Below are 22,659 nucleotides of genomic sequence, written 5' to 3' on the forward strand. Positions count from 1 at the left end.
CGCCGCAGTCGCCACTGTCGACGTGGCAGCCGTCTTCGTCGCGTTCACCGCCGCCTCCACCACAGCAGCAATCCCGTGAACAACGCCAGCAGCGGCAAGGCAACCGTGCTGGTCCAGAACACGGTGCGCATCTGATTGTTCGTAAGTTCGACGCGGCGGTTTTCGTAATGACGGGGCCGGATCGTCAGCAGGGCATCTTCGCCCGCCAGCAGCGTCACCGCGCTGGTGAACAGCGCGCCATTGCCCAGCGTGGCGAAATGGCGGTTGGTGGCGAAGTCGCTATCGCCCGCCACCAAGAGCGTGGGCCGCGCCGATCCGTCACTGCTGGCCGCCTGCGCGTTACGGGTCGCCAGCGCCATCAGGGTGTAGCGCGACGGCGGCTGGCCCGGCAGATGCGCCTGGCTGGACGTCTGCGCCAAAGGCGTCACGACGACGCCCGGCGGCAAGCCATCGCCCGCGGGTTCCAGCCCTGCCGCACCGGGAAAGAAACTTAGCGGCAAGCCACGCGTCATCTTGTGACGGGTGTAGTCGCTGACGGCCGGGCTGCCCGGGTCGTTGCGATAGTGGCTGCCCGGATCTGCCAGCGCCCCCGCCGGGCGCGCGATGCCAAAGTCGCCCAGTAACGCGTCCAGCCCATGGCGCGTGTCCGGCTCCAGCAGCAACAAGGTCTTGCCGCCGTCATGCGTCCACCGGCGCAGCGCCTGCGCATCGTCATCACCAAAGGGCGTGCGCGGCCCGGCCGCCACGACCACCGAGCAACTCGGCAAGGCCTGCGCCAAGTTGCCCGCGTTGACGCTGCGCGTGCCGAAGCCCAGGGTCTGCAAGGCGTTGCGCGCCATCGCCATGCCGTGCTGCTCGTGAACCTCCACGCGTGCGACCAGGTTTTCGTCGTCGCCATGGTCTTCCAGATCGTCCAGCGACGTCAGGCTGTTGAGCATGGCTTCGCGATGGCCTTGCGTGAAGCAGACCGTCTGCGCGCCGCGCTGGCTGATGCGGATCAGCGCATTGGTGAAGTCGGTTTCGGTGCCGCCGTTGATCGTCATCTTGCGATCATCCGAGGCCAGCACTGCGCTGCCCGCAAACTGGATGCCGGCTTCGCGCGCCTCGGCCGGACGCAAGGCCGGGTCCACGCCGCGCACGCGGATCAGCGGGTTGGCGTGTTCGTACTGGCGCAGCAGCTCCAGCGCGTCGACCATGCTTTTGTTGCGCAGGTCGTAGAACCACGTCACGTTCACCGGCTGCTTGATCTGCCGCGCCACCTCGACACTTTCCGGCGCCAGGCTGTAGAGCCGCTGCGCCGTCAGGTCCACGCGGCCCAGATGGCGGGATGTCCACAGGTTCAGCGCCAGCAACAACGCGGCAACCGCCAGCACCGGCAGCCACAGCAGCAGCCGCTTGCCCGCGCGGCGCACGCGCGAAGAGGAATGCGCGCTCATCGCAGCCTCCAGCGCTTGAGGTTGACGGCGGCGATCATCAGCGCCAGCACGGCCACGCTAGCCAGCGTGACCGTGGCCGGGCCGGGCAACACGCCACGGATGAAGTCCACATGCTGCGCCGACAACGACAGCGCTTGAAAGAACGGCGACAACGCGGGAAACGCATCCAGCGCCGCCGGATAGTCGATGAACCACAGCAGCACCAGAATGCCCCAGGTAGCGCTGGCCGCGACAATCTGATTGGTGCAGGCGCTGGACACGGCAATGCCAATCGCCAGGAACAACGCGCCGTACAGGAACACGCCGATGTAGCCGCCCACGATGGGGCCGTAATCGGGCTGGCCGTACCAGGCCAGCGGCAACACGGCGGCGGTCGTGCCCGCCAGCATCAGGGCCAGCATCGTCAAGCCGGCCGCGTACTTGGCGGCCACCAGCGTGGCGTCGGACAACGGCAAGGTCAGCAGCAATTCCAGCGTGCCTTGTCGCGCCTCTTCCGCGAACGCGCGCATGCTGACCAGCGGCATCACCAGAATCAGCAGGATCGTCATGTTGTGAAACGCCGTCACCATCTGGCCGGTGCTGACGAAGAACAGGTTGAAGCTGAACAGGTACCCAGACAACGCCCAGAACACGGCCACCACCACCAGCGCCACGGGCGAGCCGAAGTCGGTGCGCAGTTCTTTCCGGTACAACGCGGCAAAGCCTTTCATGCCCGCCTCCGCATCAAGGGATCGTTGGGCGCCAGGGCCGCCAGCAGCCGGGTTTCGACGGCGTCGTGTAGCGACAGCACGGCGCGCACTTCGGCATGCGCGAGCACGATGCGCAGCACGGCGTCGCAGGTGGCTTGGCTAGCTGCGGTGTCGGAAGCGGTCGTGGAAGCGGCGCCGGAAGCGGCGCCGGTTGCGCCATCAGCCGTCTCCCAACTGATCCGCCACTTGCTCACCCCGCCGTCACCTTCGATGGCGTCCACGCCACGCACGCCCGGGCAGGCCGACAACGCCGCCTGCAACGCCGCGTGGCGCGCAAGCGGCAGCGCCAGCTGCAATTGCACGGCGGCCTGCGCCTGGCCCAGCGCGGTGTCTTCCACCAGCCGGCCTTGGCGCAGAATGACGATGCGCGTGCACAGCGCTTCCACCTCTTGCATCAGGTGGCTGCTGAACACCACGGCGCGCCCTTCGGCGCAACGCCGGATCATCGCGCGCGCCTCCACAATCTGCACCGGGTCCAGGCCGTTGGTGGCCTCGTCCAGCAGCAGCACGGGCGGATCATTCAACACGGCTTGCGCCAGCCCCACGCGCTGGCGCTGGCCTTTGGACAAGCGGCCGATGGCGGAACCCGCCACGCCTTGCAGATCGAAGCCGTCGATCGCGCGCTCGATGGCCTGGCGGCGCGCACGCGCCCCGCCCGCCACCTTCACGCCCGCGCCGAACTCCAGGTACTGCGTCACCGTCAGCGCGTCATACAGCGGCGCGCGTTCCGGCAGATAGCCGATGTCGGCATTGCCACGGCCGGGAGCCGGCTCACGCCCCCGGATCGTGATGCGGCCGCTATCAGGCGTGTAGAACCCGGCCATCAGGCGCAGGGTCGTCGTCTTGCCGCTGCCGTTCGGCCCAAGCAGGCCCACAATTTCCCCGGGCCTGACGGACAGGCTCAGGGAATGCAGAACCTGCCGCGGTCCGAACGACTTGCAGACCTCGTGCAAAACAACAGCCGGCTGCATGGGGCGCCTTGGGTCGGGGTTGCGGGGGGGGTGGCGTGGGTCAGCGGTGGCCGGCGTCAGTCGAAGACTTTCGTCTTGGCGTTCTGCGCATGCTGCTCCGCATCATGGCTATACCAAAGCTGGCCCTGGCGCGCATCGCGGATCTGCTTGAGCCGGTCAATCGCCAGCATCGACGCCGCCGTATTCCAGGTGATGCCCGGGATCACGCCCGCTTCGTTTTCACCGGTATAGATGGCGTCGGCCGCCAGCAGCACCGTGCCGGTGTTCTTCAGCTTCACCTGCAAAGACTGGTGCCCTTGCGTGTGGCCCTTGGTGTCCAGCAGCACGATGGTGCCGTCGCCAAACAGGTCGAAGTCGCCTTCGACCTGGATGAAGTCGTAGTCGCGCGTGGTGTCGAAGTCTTTCATGACATAGGCGGCACGCTGGAATTTTTCGGGCCACCAGGCGGCGCGAAGCTCAGCCTTTTGAACAACGTGCTTGGCCTTGGGGAACATCTTGATGTTGCCGGCGTGGTCCAGATGGAAGTGCGAGTACACGACGTACTTCACGTCGCTGACGTCAAAGCCCGCGGCCTTCAACTGGCGGTCGACCACTTCGTCGCGGCCCTGAATGGAGTTGAACGCGCCGCACAGGCCCTGGCCCCAATAATTGGCGCAGTTGCCATCGGCCGTGGCCTGGTTCATGCCGGTGTCGAACAGCACCAGCCCGCGCGGATGCTGGATCACATACGCCGGCACCGGAATCTTGATCTTCGTGCCCACGTCCACCATGGCGGTCATGAAGCCCTTGTCCAGTTCGATCTTGCCAACCGATAACTGCATCAGCTTGATGTCGGGCGGCGGGTCAGCGGCTTGCGCCCCGGCCGCCATCAACACGGATACGCCCACCGCACCTGCAAACGTCTTCCAGCTCTTGCTCATTGTTGTCTCCTCGGACCAACGGGGGAGCCGCCACCCGAGGGCGACGGCCGATAGCAAGCCACCCGGTGTGTCCCGGGTTTCTTTCGATAGGGTCTGCTGTGCGGGGCTGACTGCGCGGCCGATGGACTCACCGGCCGAGACGGCATCTGACGGCCGTTTTCTCTGAAGCGCACTCTGACGCAGCGCCGAGAGGCTGCCAATTAAGGTTTTATTAAGCTGGGCTTCGTGGCCCGTGAACGGGTAGGAACCCTTAGAAGCCGGAACCCTTAGTCGTCGGAACTCTTAGGAGTCGGAACCCTTAACAGTAGGAACCCTTAACAGTAGGAACCCTTAGCGGTAGGCGCGCTCACACCAGGTCTGCCCCCTTGCGCCGCGTGAACTGCGCCAGTGACCGCAACGCCAGCGCGTGCATGGCGGCCACCGACGGCAGCAGCGTTTCTTCCTTGCGGGTCAGCACGCCGACGATGCGTTCCACCGTGGGTTCGGCCAATGGCACGAACGCCAGGCCGGACCCCACTGAAGGGCGCGCCAGCACCGGCAGCACCGTCACGCCCAGGCCGCTCACCACGCTGGCCAGCAGCGAGGCGCGGTTGGACACGATCATGGCGGGGTCATCAATGCCGCGGCCTAGCTGCCGGTTCTTCAGCGTGTCGAAGGTGGCGTTGCCGATCAGCCGTTCGTCTTCCAGCGCCGACCACGGCACCGGCCCGCGCCGGCGCGCCAGCGCATGCCCCTTGCGGCAGACCAGCCCGAACGCATCGCGCGCCACCGGCGTGAACGCGACCTCGGCCGTGCGCGGCACCTGGCCCGCCACGCCGACTTGCACCTCGCCATTCAGCACCAAGCGATGCACATCCTGCGACGACTCATCCACCGCCCGGATTCGGATGTCTGGATGATTGCGGGCGTACCGCTCCAGCAGCTTCGGCAACCACTCATCCGCCAGCGACGGCATCACCGCCAGCGACACCGGGCCCGTGTTGCCCATGCCCAGCTGGCGCGCGGCATCCAACACGCGGTCATGCGTGGACAACAGCTCGCGAAACAAAGGCGCCACGGCGTGCCCCAGCGGCGTCAGCTGCGCACGCTTGCCGGCTTCAAAGAGCGGCGCGCCCAGTTGTTGTTCCAGGTCTTGCATGGCGGCGGACACCGCCGCTTGCGACCGGTGCGTGCCTTCGGCCGCCAGCCGGAAACTGCCATGGTCGGCCGCCAGCAGAAACTGGCGCAGGTGTTGGATCTTCAGCGGAGCAGGCATGACGCGGCCAAGGTTGAATTCAGGTTTTCCGAAATTAACTTACGTTAATTTGGATTGTCAAAATTCGGCCACCGCTTCAACAATGGCTCCATCGTTATCCACATGTACGGGAGCAATGGAATGGCTTTGCAAGTCCGCAAGATTGTCAGTTATGTCGAGAAGACCCTTATCGAAGGCGGCAAGGCGGCTGAACGCCCGCTGATCATGATCGTGGCCGCCGCCGTGATTCGTAACCCGTGGGCCGGCCTGCCCTTCCAGGAAGACCTGCGCCCGCAGATTCTGGAAAACGCGCCGCCGCTGGGCGAGCTGCTGGTGGAAGAGATCTTGCGGCAGGCAGGGTCGGCCGATCAGATCGAAGCCTATGGCAAGGCCGCGGTGGTGGGCACGGCGGGCGAAGTCGAACACGCGTCCGCGCTGATTCACACGCTGCGCTTTGGCAATGCGTATCGCAATGCCGTGGGCGGCACCAGCTACCTCAGCTTCACCAACATGCGCGGCGGCCCTGGCTGCGTGATTACGGTGCCACTGATGCACAAGCAGGACGAAGGCCTGCGCTCGCACTACCTGACCGTGCAGACCAACATTGCCGACGCGCCGGCTCCGGACGAAATCGTCATCGCGCTGGGCGCCGCCACCTCTGGCCGGCCGCATCACCGCATTGGCAACCGCTATTCCGACTTGCAGGAACTGGCGCAAGAGGCGCAATCGAAATGAGCGCGCCCCGTCGCCGTTCCGGCCGCGGCGCGCCATTAGTGCTGCTGCACGGCGTGGGGCTGGACCACACGCTCTGGGATGATCTTGCGCCGCAGCTCGAAGCCGACTTCGACGTGCTGCGCTATGACCTGCTTGGGCACGGGGCTGCGCCCGGCATCACTGGCACGGCCGACATCCAGGACTTCATCTCGCAGCTGGATGCAGAGCTGGATCAAGCGGGCTGGAAGCACGCCAACGTGCTGGGCTATTCCATGGGCGGCCTGATTGCGGGCGCCTATGCCGCCGCCCGGCCCCAGCGCGTGAAGCGGCTGGTGCTGCTGAGCACGGTATTCCAGCGCACACCAGAAGAGGTGCAAGCGGTGATGGCGCGCCTGGACGCCGCCGCCACGCAGGATGTCGAAGCCGCTGCCGCGGTCTCGTTGCAACGCTGGTTCACGCCCGCGTTCCAGGCGGCGCGGCCCGAGCGGGTGGCCGCCATCGGCCAACGGCTGGTGCAGAACGACCGCGCCAATTTCCTGGCCGCCTACCGCTTGTTCGCCGAAGGCGATCAGATCCTGGCGCACGCCGCGCCCGACATTGCCTGCCCCACGCTCGCGATGACGGGCGAGCACGACGTCGGGTCCACCCCGCGCATGACGCGCGGCCTGGCGCGGGCGCTGCCCGACAGCCGCGCGCGCGTCATCGACGGCCAACGGCATATGCTGCCGGTAGAGGACCCCACCGTCGTCGCCGCAGCGCTGCACGCTTTTTTATTGCCGGCCCGGCAGCCGGCCACCGCTGAATCGTCCGCCTGATAGAGACGATCGGCACGCGCCCCCACGGGCGGAGATGGAGACAACCGCATGCATCGCAGAACTGTTTTGAAGCACCTGGCCCTGGCCGCGGCGGCGCCCCTGGCCTTATCGCTAAGCCGCTACGCTGCCGCACGCGACGCGCCGTTGCGCGTGATCGTGCCCTTCCCGCCCGGTGGCGGCACCGACGTGCTGGGCCGCGTCATCGCCGCGACGTTGGAAAGCGCACTGGACCGCTCCGTGGTCGTGGAAAACAAACCCGGCGCCAGCGGCATGCTGGGCGCCGACTACACCGCCAACGGCGCCAAGGACGGCAGCGTGCTGTTGTTCGCGGGGCTGGTGCCATCGGTGCGCTACTACGCGCGTCCGCCCGAAGAAGTGTTGAAACAGCTGGCGCCCGTCTGCCCGATTGCGCGTTCGCCGTATATGGTGGCCGTGAACAGCGAGCTGCCCGCCAAGACGCTGGCCGAACTGGTCGCCCAGGCCAAGCGCGAGCCCAAGGGGCTGACCTTCGGTTCGCCCGGCAACGCTACACCGCAGCATCTGGCGACCGAGCTGCTGCAAGCCGCCTGCGGCATCGACATGCTGCATGTGCCGTATCGCGGCACCGGTCCCATGATGACGGACCTGCTGGGCGGCCAGATTCAACTGGTGGTGGCCACCGTTGCCGCCGTCGAACCGTATCTGAAAAGCGGCCGGCTGCGCGTGCTGGCCGTGACCAGCCGCGAACGCCTGACGAAATACCCCGACATTCCCACCGTCGCCGAAAGCGGTTACGCCGGTTTCGATGCGCAAATTCAATTCGGCACTTACTGCGCGGCGGGCACGCCGGACGCGACGATTGCCGCGCTGAACCAAGGCATCAACCGCGCGCTGCAAACCGACGCCGTCCACGCCAAGCTGGCCGAACAAGGGTTCCAGCCCACCGGCGGCACGCCCGCGCAGTTGCAACAGGCGTTGCTGTCCGAAATCCGCGACGTGGCCGGGCTGGTACAGGCGGGCAAGGTGCGGGTGGACTTGTAGCGATCTGTAGCGGCCCGTAGCGAAAGGGGGCTTACGCCGGCAGGCTGCGTGATTAGAATTCGGTCTTCTTCGTCCCTGCCCGCCCACGATGCCCCGCCCCCTTTCCTGCTTGACCGGCGCCCTGACCTTGTCCGCCCTGTTGACCGGCATGGCGCAAGCCGCAGGCGGCCCCTGCCCTCAGGCGGCCGACATCGTGCGCACCGTCTATCAAAACCAAGATAAGCCCGACCACGAAGGCCGCATCCGTTTGAAGCAAGGCCACGCCATCGTGACGATATCTGACGCGGACGTGGGCGCGCCCTTCGCGGTGGCGTGCAAGGCCTGGCCGGTCAACCCGGACTTGCTGCTGGTGGCCGTGCCGTTGATGCAAGACACGCCCGACCCCGAAAACGGCCACGAAGGCGACCTGGAAGTGCTGGTGCTGGACCGCCAGACGCTGCAAGTGCGGCAGCGCCGCACGCTGGTGGATCTGATGTCGGATGACGCCGTGCGCATCGACGGCCTGTCGTTCGATACGGCGCGCTACGACGTCACCGCTGACCGCCGCGCCTTCGGTATCCGCATCGAACGCCAAGGCGCTTCCCGCGCCAACCCTTTTGACGAAACCAGCTTGCGGCTCTTCACCGTGGAAGACAACGAATTGCGCCTGGTGCTCGACGGCCTGAGCGTCCAGCGTTCCTCCGGCGAATGGGACACCACCTGCGCGGGCGAATTTAGAGAAAGCGCGGTGAGCCTGGCCATGGGATCGGCGCAAACCAAGGGCTACCGCGACATGGTTGCCACTGACTCGCACGCCACCAGCCGTGCGGTGGTGCAGCAAGACGGCGGCTGTTCTGAAAAGACCGTCAGCCAGGGCAAGACGCGCCACACGCTGCGCTTTGACGGCAAGCGTTATCGAATTCCCAAGGCGTTGCGGTCCATGGACAGCGACACCGCTGGATAAGCTGCTAATTTCATAGCCCTCCTATAGGCAGGACCGGCATAGCTGTCCACTATGTGCGAATTGACGCACTTAGTGGGGGCAACGTGAGTCAGAAACATAGCTTTCGATTCAGCTTTGGCATCGTTGGCGGCATGGAATTCGAAGTGGTCGAGTTCACCCTGGACGAGGGCTTGTCCGAGCCTTTCCGCCTTGAACTCGAACTGGCCAGCCACGACGCCTCGGTGGACTTCGGGCGGGTGCTGGACCAACCTGCTTTACTGACCATCTGGCATCACGACGCACCCGTACGATATGTGCACGGCGTGATTTCCCGCTTCGAGCAAGGCACGACCGGATTTCGCCGCACCCGCTACCGTGCCACCGTCGAACCCTTGCTGGCCCGCGCGGGCTTGTGTTCCGACTGGCGTATTTTTCAGCAACTGTCCGTACCCGAAATCCTGCAAGCCGTGCTCAAAGAGCATGGCATCCTGGACTACGAGCAAACCGTCACCCACGCACATCTGCCACGCGAATACTGCGTGCAAGCCGGCGATACCGATCTGTACTTTATGGAACGCCTGGCCCGTGAAGAAGGCTTCTTCTATGCCTTTCATCACCACGTCAAAGGGCACCGGATGGTCCACAGCGACCGCTTGCACATCCATGGAACCATCGACGGCGACCCGGTGCGCTACCAGCCCGCGCCCGGTGGCGACCAACCCGAACCCGCGCTGCGCCGCTTCTCCTACGCTGAACAGGTACGCACCGCCCGCCAAACCCAACGCGATTACACCTACACCCACCCTCGCTACAGCCAGGAACACAGCCGCGATGGCGTAGACCTGGATCATCAGCATCGTCATTACGAACGTTACGACTACCCAGGCCGCTACAAACGTGACGAAGCCGGTAAACCCTTTACCGAAAACCGTTTGCGCGGCCTGCGGCGTGATGCGCGCATTGCCACCGTCGAGGGCGACGACCCGCGTCTGGTTCCGGGACTGTCGTTTGAATTGCAAGGCCACCCCCGCGACGACCTCAACCAAGGCTGGCGCCCGATACGCATCCGTCATTACGGCGTGCAGCACGCAAGCCAGCAAGAAGACGGCGCCGATGCTCAGCAAGGCACCCGCTACGGCTACACCGCGGAACTCGTCTCCAAACATACGGAATGGCGCGCAGAACCCTTGCCCAAGCCGCGTATCGATGGCCCTCAAATTGCGACGGTGACGGGGCCTAAAGGCGAAGAAATCTATTGCGACAGCTACGGCAGAGTCAAAGTGCAATTCCCCTGGGACCGCCTGGGCCAACACGACGAGCACAGCTCGTGCTGGATCAGGGTGTCGCAAAGCTGGGCCGGCGCGATGTGGGGGCACATGGCCATTCCCCGGATCGGGCAAGAAGTGATCGTGAATTTCCTGGATGGCGACGTCGACCAGGCGGTCATCACCGGCCGCACCCACATGGCGCTGCAACTGCCCCCGTATGAACTGCCGCGCCACAAGACGCGCATGACCATCAAAAGCCAGACCCATAAAGGCGAAGGCTACAACGAGCTGCGCTTCGAAGACGAGCGTGACCAGGAAGAAATCTTCGTCCATGCGCAGCGCGACCAGAACATCCACGTCAATCACGACGAGACCACCTTCGTCGGGCACGACCGTAGCGAAAAGGTGGAGAACGACGAAACGATCGTCATCGGCCGCAACCGCAAAGAAACCGTCTCGAATGATGAACAGGTCGACATCGGCCAAGACCGCCGTCACCGCACCGGTCAGGATGACTTTCTGAACGTGGGCCGCAACCACACCATCCATACCGCCAAAGACCGTACTGAAGAAGTCGGCAATAGCCGCCGCGATAAAACCACCGCCAACCACTGGACCGAAATCGGCGGTTACGCCGAAACCAAGGTTGAAGGCTACGACTTGCTTGAGGCGGGTCAAAAGATCCACCGCAAAACCACGGTGTACGAACTGCAGACTGGCGAGAAGGTGGTGTTCAAAGGCCCGGGAGGAACGATCACCATCGACGGCTCGGGCATCACGCTGGATGGGGTCGAAATAAAGATCAACGGCCCGTTGAGTCACAGCGGAAGCGGAGGCGGCGGCGCGTTCCAGATTCCTGGAATCCCGGCCCTATCGCGCGAAGCCGACGCCGCAGATATTCCATTGTCCGAGTAACGGCGCCCGGTGGGCGTCCAAATTTGGGAGTGAGGCCGACATGCTGATCAGTGCACCCTTCCTGCGCGCCGTGCTGCAAGCCGAAGATGCCGAAAGCAACGCCTATTGGAGCCTGGGCGAGAAAACTGGAAAAGGCGCGTTTCCCGTCAGCCACCAGTTCGGATGGCATGGCGGCGTGCATCTCGTCGCGCCGGGGTCTCCCCAGAATCCCGAACCGGTCCGCGCCATTGCGGATGGTGTCGTGGTCTATGCAAGGCAAAGCAACCCGCCGCCGCAAAACAGCCCGTCAACAGCCCCCGCCAATGATCCCTTGATGTACTACAAGGGCTGGACCAGCAACGGCGTCTTGGTCCTGAAGCACGACACCGAAATCGGTGAAGGCGTCAGCGTCACGTTTTATTCGATCTATCAGCACCTGCATACGCTGGGAAATAAGCCCGGCACAAACCTGCCGCTGAAAATCGGCGATGCCGTATACCGCAAAGAGGCTATCGCGAAAGCCGGGTACATCTACGGCGAACGAGACCGTATCCACTTCGAGATCGTAGCCGATCAGGCCAATGTCGATAGGCTCTTGGGCCGCAGCACAGGGACGCTGAAAACTAACGAAGGCCGTCGCAACTGCGTATGGGGCGATATTCATTTTGTGCTCCCCGCCAATACCCCGCTGTATGAAGTGAATCCGCGGGAACATCGGAACACCTATCTCACTCGCCTGTTCGACTCCACACAACCCCGCAACGCTGACAGCCCCGAGTTCATCGCGTCGCTGTTTGACACCACACCCAAACGGCTGTGGGAGATGAACCGCAAATCTCTGAGTGGCGCCAACCGGCTCGGCGGGGAAAAGAACTGGTTTGACCGGGTGATCGGCGTTCATCAGAAAGTGCACAACAAGCCAGAACCTACCGCGATGGAACGCACCATCTACGTGCCCGGCGTGTACGGCGCACTTACCCATATCGTGCCCGCCGGGTCCAATCCGGAACACTGGGCCACTTGGCACGTCCCGGTCGCTGCCACAACACAATCGGAACTGGTGATCAGCATCAGCGAACAGCGGGGTGCTTTTACCGTGACGGCCCGCAACATGCACGRCAAGGTCGTCGGCATCCTGCAAGGCGCCGCCGAGAAAAGCGAGAGTTCCTACGAGCTTTACAAAACGGCCGTCAACACGTATCCGGGCTGCCCCAGCGCAGGGTTTGAAATGCTGCGCTTTGGCCGTGTGCTGGGCCCGGATGCGCCGGCGCAAAGCGATTTGTATAACGGCCGGCTGCCACATATCCGCAGAATCAGGCTCTCGGATGGCAGCATTTTCCATGTTGATCTGAATGCGGCAGGCGTACGCGTCTGTAGCGATGCGGATTTTCCGCATTGGCAAGGCTGGACATTTATTGATGACGACCTGGATGGGAATAGCCGGTGTGATTCAGGCACGCTGCTGAACCTGATTGAGCCGTTGAAACCCACCGCGCATCCAGCGCCGCAACTAGGCGATTTTGGCGACTTGATCCACAAGGTGGCCGAGGGCGTGCACGCCATGATGCAGTACCAGGACCGTCTGGCACGCGCGACCGCCAAGATTCGCACCGCGCAGGTATCCAAGATGCTGCGCCGCTGTGTGGTGAAGATACCTACGGAATGGTCGCGTGATGATTTTGATCAGCGATGGCGTTGGTTGAAGGTCGACGACCTTGATCAACGTCCGGCGAATGTGTTGAGGACAAGTGAGTGTCTGAGCGACGAGGCGTATGGCAGGCTGAAGCGGCACCACCTGGCGCTGGCGTTTTGGGAGGAGGCGCAGGGGAAGGGGCTGGAACTGGATAAGGTGCATTATCACTTTCATCCGTTGCAGTTTATTGAAGAGTTTAAGAAGTGCGGGTGGCTTAGCGCAAAGGAAATGGTTCAAATGCTCCCAGCAACCGGATTGGGACTTACATACGAAAATGCCATGTCCATTATTACCGAGGGTCAACATCGAAACGACAAATATGTCGTCCCGGCCGGAATGCACAAGGCTCTTAATCTCATCCGCAGAAAATACTATCTGGAAAATCCGCTACGCACCGCCCATTTCTGGGGGCAGATCGTGCAAGAGACAGATGGCTTTCAAACTGTTAGAGAGTATGCAAGTGGTGCAGCCTACGACGAACGTCCGGATCTCGGAAATACGCTTCCAGGGGACGGGCCTCGCTTTCGAGGGAGAGGTGTCATTCAGCTAACGGGGCGAGCCAACTATAGAAGATATGAAGAATATCGCCGAATCAACGTAACCCTTGAACCTCATCAACTTTTGCTTGAGCAAGATGCATATTCAGCTTGTGACGCGTCCGGCTTCTATTGGGTCGCGGAACGAACTCGAGATAGGACACTAAACCCCCCGGACAGCGCCAACAAATATCGGTGGCGATTAGATGGCCTCACCAACATAAACACAAGAGCGGATATACAGAACTTTCAAGACTTGAATGCCGGCTCACACATTACCGCCGACGTATTAAATGTGACTCTTCAAGTAAATCGCGCAGCGCTGCACTTGAACAAGAGAGTGATGTATTTTTCCCACGCATATCAAGCGGTATCAGACGATATTTTGATTACCCTTCCTGGCGGCAACATTCGATCATGAAAAGGAAAATGACGTTAGGCGGAATACTCATCTGCATCAGCACTGTATTTTTCGATTCCCGAGCTTCAGACCGGGTGACTGCCTTTGACTTATCTTCTGTGTGCGGATATTCGGTCGAGTCATCTCGACCATTAGATATTCAAGCCACTGGCTGCAGACTGTTTTATGAAGATAAAGTTAACAGTCCTGCGTTCTACGGGAGCATTAACTCTTTCAAGTCAAGCGAGAAGTTTTATGTTGACCTAACGCATCTTAAGTATGTGAATGGCCGATTACATTCCTTAAGAAACGACTACTACGATGGAGCGCGCGACACGAGACAGACCATTATTAAGAGACGACACTATTCGTTCCCGCATAAAAACAAACAGAACACCGTAATAATTACGCGCCTGGAGGTCGACTACCTAAGGGAAACACCGGGTTCTTCAGAAATAGAGTCCGTCAAAGAGCAATACGATTGCTGGGACGGCGTGGCCTACGGCACCACTTTTGGCGTTCGGTATTCGCTCTGCTCCTTAGTGGATGCCCGCTCAGCCGAGCTATTTTCGAATACGCGCTGGCAATACCAAGTCATACAGAGCCTCAAAATCCAGTAGGGGACGCGCGCTCCCCGCAAGCCCCTCCGCCGCTTGCACCTTGCCCCATCCCAAGCTAAATTGTTGACAATCTGGCGTCCAAGCACGCCTTATCCCGATTTTTACCCCTGAAACCGGATAGATTGTTGACACAATGAGCAAAGTGCTGACCCTGCCGGGCACCGTGCCGGGCGATGGTGAAACGCTGTCGGATCACATCTTCAAGAAGATCCAGGCCGCTATCGTCAAAGGCGAGATCGCCCCGGGCAGCAAGATTTCCGAGCCCGAGCTGGCGCGCATTCATGGCGTGAGCCGCGGGCCGCTGCGCGAGGCGCTGCATCGGCTGGAAGGCCAGAAGCTGCTGGTGCGCGTGCCGCATGCGGGCGCGCGTGTCGTGTCGCTGTCGCAGCAAGAGCTGTCCGAACTCTACGAAATCCGCGAATCGCTGGAAGGCATGGCGTGCCGGCTGGCTGCCGAACGCATGCCGCCGTCTGAAATCGCTGAACTGCGCGGCGTGCTGGAAGCGCACGAGCGCGACGCGGCCTTTCAAGCCGGGCTGGGCTATTACCAGCAGGAAGGCGATTACGATTTCCACTACCGCATCGTCAAGGGCAGCGGCAACCAGATGCTGTTTCGCATGCTGTGCGACGAGCTCTATCAATTGGCGCGCATGTACCGCATCCAGTACTCGACCACGCCCAACCGGCCGCGCCAGGCCTACGCTGAACACCACCGCATTCTTGACGCCATTGCCGACCGCGATGGCGAGCTGGCTGAAATCCTGATGCGGCGGCACATCCGTGTGTCGCGCATCAACATCGAACAACAGATCGCGCAGAGCAAGCAGCAGCGCACGGAGGCATGATGAATCACTCGTACCGCAAGACCCTGCCCGGCACCCGCCTGGACTATTTCGATGCGCGCGCCGCCGTCGAAGCCATTGCGCCGGGCGCTTACGCCGGCCTGCCCTATACGTCGCGTGTGCTGGCTGAAAACCTGGTGCGCCGCTGCGACCCGGCCATGCTGACCGATGCGTTGAAGCAGCTGATCGAACGCCGCCGCGACCTGGACTTTCCGTGGTTTCCGGCGCGCGTGGTCTGTCATGACATCCTGGGCCAGACCGCGCTGGTGGACCTGGCAGGCCTGCGTGACGCCATCGCCGAAAAAGGTGGTGACCCGGCCAAGGTGAATCCGGTGGTGCCGGTGCAGTTGATCGTGGACCATTCGCTGGCCGTGGAATTTGACGGCACCGACCCCGACGCCTTCGCGCGCAACCGCGCGGTGGAAGACCGCCGCAACGAAGACCGCTTCCACTTCATCGACTGGACCAAGCAGGCGTTTCGCAACATCGAAGTCGTGCCGCCGGGCAACGGCATCATGCACCAGATCAACCTGGAGCGGATGTCGCCCGTCATCTACACGCAAGACGGTGTGGCGTTCCCCGATACGCTTGTCGGCACCGACAGCCACACCCCGCACGTGGACGCGCTGGGCGTCATCGCCATCGGCGTGGGCGGCCTGGAAGCAGAAAACGTGATGCTGGGCCGCGCGTCGTGGATGCGCCTGCCGGACATCATCGGCGTTGAACTCACCGGCCGCGCGCAACCCGGCATCACCGCCACCGACGTGGTGCTGACGCTGACCGAATTCCTGCGTAAGGAAAAGGTGGTGGGCGCGTACCTGGAGTTCTACGGCGAAGGCGCCGCCAGCCTGACCTTGGGCGACCGCGCCACCATTTCGAACATGGCGCCCGAGTACGGCGCCACCGCCGCGATGTTCTCGATTGACCAGCAGACCATCGACTACCTGCGCCTGACCGGCCGCGAAGACGACCAGATTGCGCTGGTGGAAACCTATGCCAAGACGGCGGGCCTGTGGTCCGACAGCTTGAAGACCGCCGAGTACGAACGCGTGCTGCGTTTTGATTTGTCGACCGTCGTGCGCACGCTGGCCGGCCCGTCGAACCCGCATCGCCGCCTGCCCGTGTCGGATCTGGCCGCGCGCGGTATTTCCGGCGTGGTGGAAAACGAACCCGGCCTGATGCCGGATGGCGCGGTCATCATCGCCGCCATCACCAGCTGCACCAACACCAGCAACCCGCGCAACGTGATTGCCGCCGGCCTGTTGGCGCGCAACGCCAAGGCCCGCGGTCTGACGCGCAAGCCCTGGGTGAAGAGTTCGCTTGCGCCGGGCTCCAAGGCCGTGCAGCTGTATCTGGAAGAAGCCGGCCTGCTGCCCGACCTGGAAGCGCTGGGCTTTGGCGTGGTCGCGTTTGCCTGTACCACGTGCAACGGCATGTCGGGCGCGCTGGACCCGAAGATCCAGCAAGAGATCATCGACCGCGACCTCTATTCCACCGCCGTGCTGTCCGGCAACCGCAACTTCGACGGCCGCATCCATCCCTACGCCAAGCAGGCCTTCCTGGCGTCGCCCCCGCTGGTGGTGGCCTACGCCATCGCCGGGACAATCCGCTTTGACATCGAACGCGACGTGCTGGGCCGGGACCAGAATGGCCAGGAGATCCGCCTGAAAGACATCTGGCCCAGCGACGAAGAGATCGACGCCGTGGTCAAGTCCGCCGTCAAGCCGGAACAATTCCGCAAGGTGTACGCGCCGATGTTCGGCATTCAGGATGACCGCAAAGCCGGCGTCAGCCCGCTGTACGCCTGGCGCCCGCAAAGCACCTACATTCGCCGTCCGCCGTACTGGGAAGGCGCGCTGGCCGGCGAGCGCACGTTGCGCGGCATGCTGCCGCTGGCCGTGCTGGGCGACAACATCACCACCGACCACCTGTCGCCGTCCAACGCCATCCTGCTGGATAGCGCGGCGGGTGAATACCTGGACAAGATGGGCCTGCCCGAAGAAGACTTCAACTCGTACGCGACCCATCGCGGCGACCACCTGACCGCACAACGCGCCACCTTCGCCAACCCCAAGCTCTTTAACGAGATGGTGACCAACGACGACGGCAGCGTGAAGCAAGGCTCGCTGGCGCGCGTGGAGCCCGAAGGCCAGGTCATGCGCATGTGGGAAGCCATCGAAACCTATATGGACCGCAAGCAGCCCCTGATCATCGTGGCCGGCGCCGACTACGGCCAAGGCTCGTCGCGCGACTGGGCCGCCAAGGGCGTGCGGCTGGCGGGCGTGGAAGCCATCGTGGCCGAAGGCTTTGAGCGCATCCACCGCACCAACCTGATCGGCATGGGCGTGCTGCCGCTGGAATTCAAGCCGGGCGTGAACCGCAAGACGCTGGTGCTGGATGGCACCGAAAGCTACGACGTCATCGGCGAACGCAAGCCGCGCGCTGACCTGACGCTGGTGATCCACCGCCGCGATGGCGAGACCGTGCACGTGCCCGTCACCTGCCGTCTGGACACGGCGGAAGAAGTGTCGATCTACGACGCGGGCGGCGTGCTGCAACGCTTTGCGCAAGACTTCCTGGAAGCCGAATCCGCCACCGGCGCCAAGCAGGCCGGCTGAGTATGCCTTCGACTGGCGGGCGCCCGCGCTCGCCGGTCTTTCACACCGAATCCGCACATTCGCACCGAGACATCAGGACAACCCCATGGCCCATGCTCCCCAGACCAAGATTGCCGCCACCTACATGCGCGGCGGCACCAGCAAAGGCGTGTTCTTCAAGCTGGACGATCTTCCCGAATCCGCCCGCGTACCCGGCGCCGCGCGCGACGCGCTGCTGATGCGCGTGATCGGCAGCCCCGACCCCTACGGCAAGCAGATCGACGGCATGGGCGCGGCAACGTCCAGCACCAGCAAGACCGTTATCGTCGGCAAAAGCACGCAGCCCGATCATGACGTGGACTACCTGTTCGGCCAGGTCTCCATCGACCAGCCGTTCGTGGACTGGAGCGGCAACTGCGGCAACCTGTCGGCCGCCGTCGGCCCATTTGCCATCACCAACGGCCTGATCGACCCCGCCCGCGTGCCTGCCAACGGCATCGCGGTAGTGCGCATCTGGCAGGCCAACATCAAGAAGACCATCATCGCCCACGTGCCGATGACTGACGGCGCGGTGCAGGAAACTGGCGACTTCGAACTGGACGGCGTGACCTTCCCCGCCGCCGAATTGCAGCTGGAATTCATGGACCCGGCCGAAGACGGCGACGGCGGCTCGATGTTCCCCACCGGCAATCTGGTGGACAACCTGGAAGTGCCGGGCGTGGGCACGTTCAAGGCCACGATGATCAACTCGGGCATTCCAACCATCTTCCTGGACGCGTCCGCGCTGGGTTACACCGGCACGGAACTGCAGGACGACATCAACGGCGACGCTGCGGCGCTGGCCCGCTTCGAAACCATCCGCGCGCACGGAGCGCTGCGCATGGGCTTGATCAAGAACATCGAAGAAGCCGCCGCCCGCCAGCACACGCCCAAGGTGGCGTTCGTGGCGCCGCCCAAGGCGTATGAATCTTCCGCCGGCAAGGCCATTGGCGAAGGCGACGTCGACGTGCTGGTGCGCGCGCTGTCCATGGGCAAGCTGCACCACGCCATGATGGGCACGGCGTCGGTCGCCATCGCCACCGCCGCGGCCGTGCCCGGCACGCTGGTAAACCTGGCGGCAGGCGGCGGCGAACGCGATCAGGTGTGCTTCGGCCACCCCTCCGGCACGCTGCGCGTGGGCGCGCAGGCGCAGTTGGTGGACGGCGAATGGAAGGTCACGAAAGCCATCATGAGCCGCAGCGCGCGGGTGTTGATGGAAGGGCGGGTTCACGTGCCAAACGTCGGATTCTGAGCCGGAATTGATCGTCTCCGGTTGCGAGCAAACACTCGCAACCCCCATTTTTACCGGGTTTTTTAGGCCTGAAGGGTAGACGCCGACGTCGTCTATCCCTATACTCTTGGCCTGTTGTTACTCATCACCGGACCCTGACGATGCATCGTCATCCCAGGGCAACCGTCACACGGCCGCGCACAGCGGCCCGGCGCCAGCGCCGAAACACCACCACCCAGCCGCCAGGCTTATACCGGCGGCTGCGGAACAAAAACCTGCTTACCCAGCAGGACCATTGCTCACCGCATTGAGCTGCGCCTGCATCTAGGGCTTCGAGCTATGGCGTCGAATTACGCGTTCTGACTACGCGCTCGAACGACGTCTTCGTTTCCATGATGCGCCGGCCCGATGCCGCAGCAAGACACCATCACGGTGTGTCTTGTGTCTTGTCCACCCCGGGCTGCCATCCCCTGCCCGGGCGGGCAGGCATGTGATCGCGCGCGCGAAACGTGCAACCCCTGCGCCGCGATCAATGGTGTTTCGTGCCTGGCCGTCTACGAGCAAGGACCTACACGATGCAAGAGAGTGTTTTCTTCCAGTTATCGGCCACCACGGCCATTTTGTTGCTGGCCGGCTTCTACGGCGCCACGTTTCTCATGTCGCTATTCATCGGCGAAAAGCACGAGAACGTGGATGGCTTCATGGTGTCGAACAACGCGGTCGGTTTCGGCCTGTCGGCCGCCAGCATGATCGCGACCTGGATCTGGGCGGCGTCCTTCTACGCCAGCGCCACGTCCGGATTCAAGTACGGCTTGTCCGGCCCGCTGCATTACGGCTTCTGGGGCGCGTTGATGATTCTGTTCATCTACCCCTTCGGCAAACGCTTCAGACAGCTGGCGCCCAAGGCGCACACGCTGGCCGAAGTGATCCATGCGCGCCACGGCACGTCCAGCCAGATGATCATGGCGGTGTCGAACATTGTGGGCAGCTGCATCAGCTTGATGGTGAACTTCACAGCGGCAGGCGCGCTGGTGTCGATACTGAGCCCGCTGACGTTCATCCAGGGCGTGCTGATCGCCGGGCTTGGCGTGCTGTCTTACACGCTGTGGTCGGGCTTTCGCACATCTGTCATGACCGACTTCGCGCAACTGGCGGCGATGATCATCGCCGCCGTCATCATCATCCCGCTGATCTTCTTCAACGCGGGCGGGCCAGACTTGCTGCAAGCCAACATGTGGCGCTTGAACAGCGACCAGGCCGACTTCTATTCGACCAAAGCCATCCTGGAACAAGGCGCGCCCTACTTCGTGGCGGTGCTGGCCTACGCCATCGGCAACCAGACCATCGCGCAACGGCTATTTGCCGTGCGTGAAGACTTGATCAAGCCCACGTTCCTGACGGCCACCATCGGGTACGGCGCGGTGGTGATCGGGCTGGGCATGCTGGGCCTGCTGGCGTTGTTCGTCGGGCTTGAGCCCGCCAACGGCGACATGAACAACATCATTCCGCAGATGGCGTCGACCTACTTGCCGCCGTTTGGCATCGCGCTGTTCTTTCTGCTGGTGGTGGGTTCGCTGTCGTCCACGGCGGACTCCGACCTGGCTGCGCTGTCGGCCATCGTCATGACGGACGTCTACGCCAAGAACCTGGCGCGCGGCCGCCCGGACCCGCGCCGCATGCTGTGGTGGGGCCGCGCCACCATGATCATCGCCACGATGATTGGCGTGATCTTCGCCAGCCTGCGCCTGGACATCCTGGTCATGCTGGTGTTCGTGGGTGCGTTGTGGGGCGCGATCGTCTTTCCGGTGATCGCCAGCTTCTACTGGGACCGCGTCAACAACCGCGCATTCGTGTGCTCGGTGCTGTCCGCCGTGGCGCTGTTCACGATCGTGCGTTTTGAACTGCTGCCCATGACGGGCGTGATCGCCGTGTTCTTTGAAATCTGCGCGGCCGTGGGCGGCGGCGTGGTGTTGGGCTTGATGACGTTCGGCTTCTTCGGCCGCACCGCCGCGATTGCCGTGGGCACATTGGGCGTCATCGTCATGCTGCCCGCCTTCATCGGCAACCTGCGCGACTACATCGTGCTGCTGGCATCGCTGACCGCTTACGGCGCCAGCGCCATCGTGTGCGTGGCGCTTAGCCTGCGCAACCGCGAACGGTTTGATTTCTCGCTGCTGGCAGACCGCGTGACGTCGTTTCATCACGAGCAGGAGGTCATGATGAAAGCGCCTTCAGGCAAGCTTTCCGCCGACGCCGCGCAATGAAACCCCAGCCATCAACACCAAGGAGATTGATATGTGGTTGACCGCCTATTTTCTGATCTGGCCGGCGATATCCGCGGCCATTCTGGCGATCTTGTGCGTGACGCTGTGGAAAGATATCCGCGCGGCGAAGCAAAGCGGCAAGTCAATGATCTGACGCGGCCGCCAGCACCTTCAACACCGCCGCGCCCGTTGCCACGACATGGCCGGCCACGCTTAATTCGCCGCGCATGAATACCAGGCTGGCGGTGGTGCGCATGACGTGGCCGCGCACTTCCAGAAATTGGCCGGCGCGCGCCGCCGTCAGAAAGTGCGTGTCCAGCTGCACCGTCACGCACGGGCGGCGGTCCAGCGCTTGCCAGGCGATGGCGCTCAAGCCGTGATCCAGCATGGCGGTCAGCAGGCCGCCATGCACCACGCCTGCGGGATTCAAATGGTCTGCTGTCGCCAGCAATCCATACGCCCACGCTTGCGCTTCCTTGCGCACCCACAAGGGGCCGATCAGCCCCGCGAATCCCGGCAAGGTCTTCTGATGCCAGCCATCGGCAGCCAGCGATTCGGCGGTGGGTGGCGCATGCATGGCATCAGCTCCGGGCGGACAACAGTTGCGACAAGGTCTGCGCTTCGGCCTGCAATTCCTTGGCCAGCGCATGGGCGCGTGCGTCGTCCAATTGCTCGGCCAAGCCCGCGGCCACCAACGAATGCGTCATGCGCTCGTGCTTGTCCAATACCGGCACCGCAATCACAACGACGCCGTTGATGTAGTGGTTGCGATCCAGGCTATAGCCATCACGGCGCACGGCGTCCACGTCCGCCTTCCACTCGGCGTATGGCGGCGCCTGATCCCAGCGCAAGGCCTTGAAGCGGCGTTCCAGTTCTTTATCCGATAGCTCGGAAAACGCGGCCACCAGGCGGCCCGTTGCGCTGATCAACGCGGGGAAACGGCTGCCCACGTCCACATGCAAACGGAACGGCGCGGTCGAACGCGATAGCGCCAACACCACCATGTGTTCGCTGCCCGCCACTTCCACACCGATCGCGGTGACGTTCGCGGCACTGGAAAGCTTGTCCAACACAGGCTGCACCAAGGCCGGAAAGGGACTGCTTTCGATCACGCTGCGCGCCAGCGTCAGCATGCCCACGCCCAGGCTGTAGCGCTTGGTGGCGGCATCCACTTTCACCAGGCCCTCTTCCACCAGCACACGAAGAATGTGCAGGCAGGTGCTGGTGACCATGTCCAGTTCCTGCGAGATCGCCTTCAAGGTCATCGGCGCGCCGCCCCGGCCCAGCAATCGCAGGATGGCGATTGACCGCGTCACGGCCGGCACGGGCCGCACGCGTGGCCCTGCGGCTGCGGGGGATTCCTGGGAACTGGCTTCGCTCATCTGCATCTCCGATTTTTACTGCGGCAAGCATACCTTGCCGGGCCTGCGGCGTCGCCGTTTTAGGATGCCCGTAATTGTCTATATACAATCAATAGACGCCATTGACAATTTAA

The 22,659-nt window shown here is 63.1% G+C and carries 18 protein-coding genes; 11 read left to right on the forward strand and 7 right to left on the reverse strand.

The window, feature by feature from the left end; translation table 11 throughout:
• Positions 1-44 precede the first annotated feature (44 nt).
• From AC1DSJ_RS16485 to AC1DSJ_RS16505, 5 genes are all read right to left on the reverse strand, one after another.
• A complete protein-coding gene (locus tag AC1DSJ_RS16485) occupies positions 45-1,436 on the reverse strand; it encodes a GldG family protein (protein WP_427951033.1) in 1,392 nt (463 codons plus the stop codon).
• Positions 1,433-2,146 (reverse strand): ABC transporter permease, encoded by a 714-nt coding sequence (locus tag AC1DSJ_RS16490; RefSeq protein WP_054427586.1) that lies wholly within the window; start codon positions 2,144-2,146, stop codon positions 1,433-1,435. Before AC1DSJ_RS16490 ends, AC1DSJ_RS16485 begins: the two co-directional genes overlap by 4 nt.
• Positions 2,143-3,156 carry an ABC transporter ATP-binding protein gene (locus AC1DSJ_RS16495; RefSeq protein ID WP_441371649.1) on the reverse strand — a complete coding sequence of 338 codons (1,014 nt, stop codon included), beginning with the start codon at positions 3,154-3,156 and terminating at the stop codon, positions 2,143-2,145. Before AC1DSJ_RS16495 ends, AC1DSJ_RS16490 begins: the two co-directional genes overlap by 4 nt.
• Before the next feature lie 56 nt (positions 3,157-3,212).
• Entirely contained in the window at positions 3,213-4,076 is an 864-nt protein-coding gene (locus tag AC1DSJ_RS16500) for an N-acyl homoserine lactonase family protein (RefSeq protein ID WP_054427584.1), read from the reverse strand.
• A gap of 346 nt (positions 4,077-4,422) precedes the next feature.
• A complete protein-coding gene (locus AC1DSJ_RS16505) occupies positions 4,423-5,331 on the reverse strand; it encodes a LysR family transcriptional regulator (RefSeq protein ID WP_441371650.1) in 909 nt (302 codons plus the stop codon).
• A 120-nt stretch (positions 5,332-5,451) separates the two neighbouring features.
• Here AC1DSJ_RS16505 and AC1DSJ_RS16510 point away from each other — a divergent pair, with 120 nt between their 5' ends.
• From AC1DSJ_RS16510 to AC1DSJ_RS16560, 11 genes are all read left to right on the forward strand, one after another.
• A complete protein-coding gene (locus AC1DSJ_RS16510; RefSeq protein ID WP_054427582.1) occupies positions 5,452-6,045 on the forward strand; it encodes an amino acid synthesis family protein in 594 nt (197 codons plus the stop codon).
• Complete coding sequence (locus tag AC1DSJ_RS16515; protein ID WP_441371651.1) at positions 6,042-6,839, forward strand: alpha/beta fold hydrolase; 798 nt, start codon at positions 6,042-6,044, stop codon at positions 6,837-6,839. Before AC1DSJ_RS16510 ends, AC1DSJ_RS16515 begins: the two co-directional genes overlap by 4 nt.
• Before the next feature lie 48 nt (positions 6,840-6,887).
• Positions 6,888-7,859 (forward strand): Bug family tripartite tricarboxylate transporter substrate binding protein, encoded by a 972-nt coding sequence (locus AC1DSJ_RS16520; protein WP_054427580.1) that lies wholly within the window; start codon positions 6,888-6,890, stop codon positions 7,857-7,859.
• Positions 7,860-7,986: 127 nt separating this feature from the next.
• A complete protein-coding gene (locus AC1DSJ_RS16525) occupies positions 7,987-8,802 on the forward strand; it encodes a PA3715 family protein (RefSeq protein WP_441371652.1) in 816 nt (271 codons plus the stop codon).
• Positions 8,803-8,885: 83 nt separating this feature from the next.
• On the forward strand, positions 8,886-10,964 hold the full coding sequence (locus tag AC1DSJ_RS16530) for a type VI secretion system Vgr family protein (protein ID WP_441371653.1): 2,079 nt from the start codon (positions 8,886-8,888) through the stop codon (positions 10,962-10,964).
• 40 nt (positions 10,965-11,004) lie between these two features.
• Positions 11,005-13,593 carry a glycoside hydrolase family 19 protein gene (locus tag AC1DSJ_RS16535; RefSeq protein WP_476760344.1) on the forward strand — a complete coding sequence of 863 codons (2,589 nt, stop codon included), beginning with the start codon at positions 11,005-11,007 and terminating at the stop codon, positions 13,591-13,593.
• 732 nt (positions 13,594-14,325) lie between these two features.
• Positions 14,326-15,036, forward strand: coding sequence for a GntR family transcriptional regulator (locus AC1DSJ_RS16540; RefSeq protein WP_054427576.1), 711 nt, complete (start codon positions 14,326-14,328; stop codon positions 15,034-15,036).
• The gene (gene acnD / locus AC1DSJ_RS16545; protein WP_441371701.1) at positions 15,036-17,651 is read left to right on the forward strand and encodes a Fe/S-dependent 2-methylisocitrate dehydratase AcnD; all 2,616 of its coding nucleotides are present in this window, start codon (positions 15,036-15,038) and stop codon (positions 17,649-17,651) included. Before AC1DSJ_RS16540 ends, acnD begins: the two co-directional genes overlap by 1 nt.
• Positions 17,652-17,736: 85 nt before the next feature.
• Positions 17,737-18,921, forward strand: a complete 1,185-nt coding sequence (prpF, locus tag AC1DSJ_RS16550) for a 2-methylaconitate cis-trans isomerase PrpF (RefSeq protein ID WP_441371655.1) — start codon at positions 17,737-17,739, stop codon at positions 18,919-18,921.
• A gap of 554 nt (positions 18,922-19,475) precedes the next feature.
• On the forward strand, positions 19,476-21,164 hold the full coding sequence (locus tag AC1DSJ_RS16555) for a sodium:solute symporter family protein (protein ID WP_054427573.1): 1,689 nt from the start codon (positions 19,476-19,478) through the stop codon (positions 21,162-21,164).
• 31 nt (positions 21,165-21,195) lie between these two features.
• Complete coding sequence (locus AC1DSJ_RS16560; RefSeq protein WP_217483381.1) at positions 21,196-21,318, forward strand: putative transporter small subunit; 123 nt, start codon at positions 21,196-21,198, stop codon at positions 21,316-21,318.
• Here AC1DSJ_RS16560 and AC1DSJ_RS16565 read toward each other — a convergent pair.
• Both AC1DSJ_RS16565 and AC1DSJ_RS16570 read right to left on the reverse strand, forming a co-directional pair.
• Positions 21,307-21,741 (reverse strand): PaaI family thioesterase, encoded by a 435-nt coding sequence (locus AC1DSJ_RS16565; RefSeq protein ID WP_054427572.1) that lies wholly within the window; start codon positions 21,739-21,741, stop codon positions 21,307-21,309. The genes AC1DSJ_RS16560 and AC1DSJ_RS16565 overlap by 12 nt on opposite strands.
• 4 nt (positions 21,742-21,745) lie before the next feature.
• A complete protein-coding gene (locus tag AC1DSJ_RS16570) occupies positions 21,746-22,546 on the reverse strand; it encodes an IclR family transcriptional regulator (RefSeq protein ID WP_342066767.1) in 801 nt (266 codons plus the stop codon).
• Positions 22,547-22,659: the final 113 nt, after the last annotated feature.

Source organism: Achromobacter sp. 01N37 (assembly GCF_056399725.1).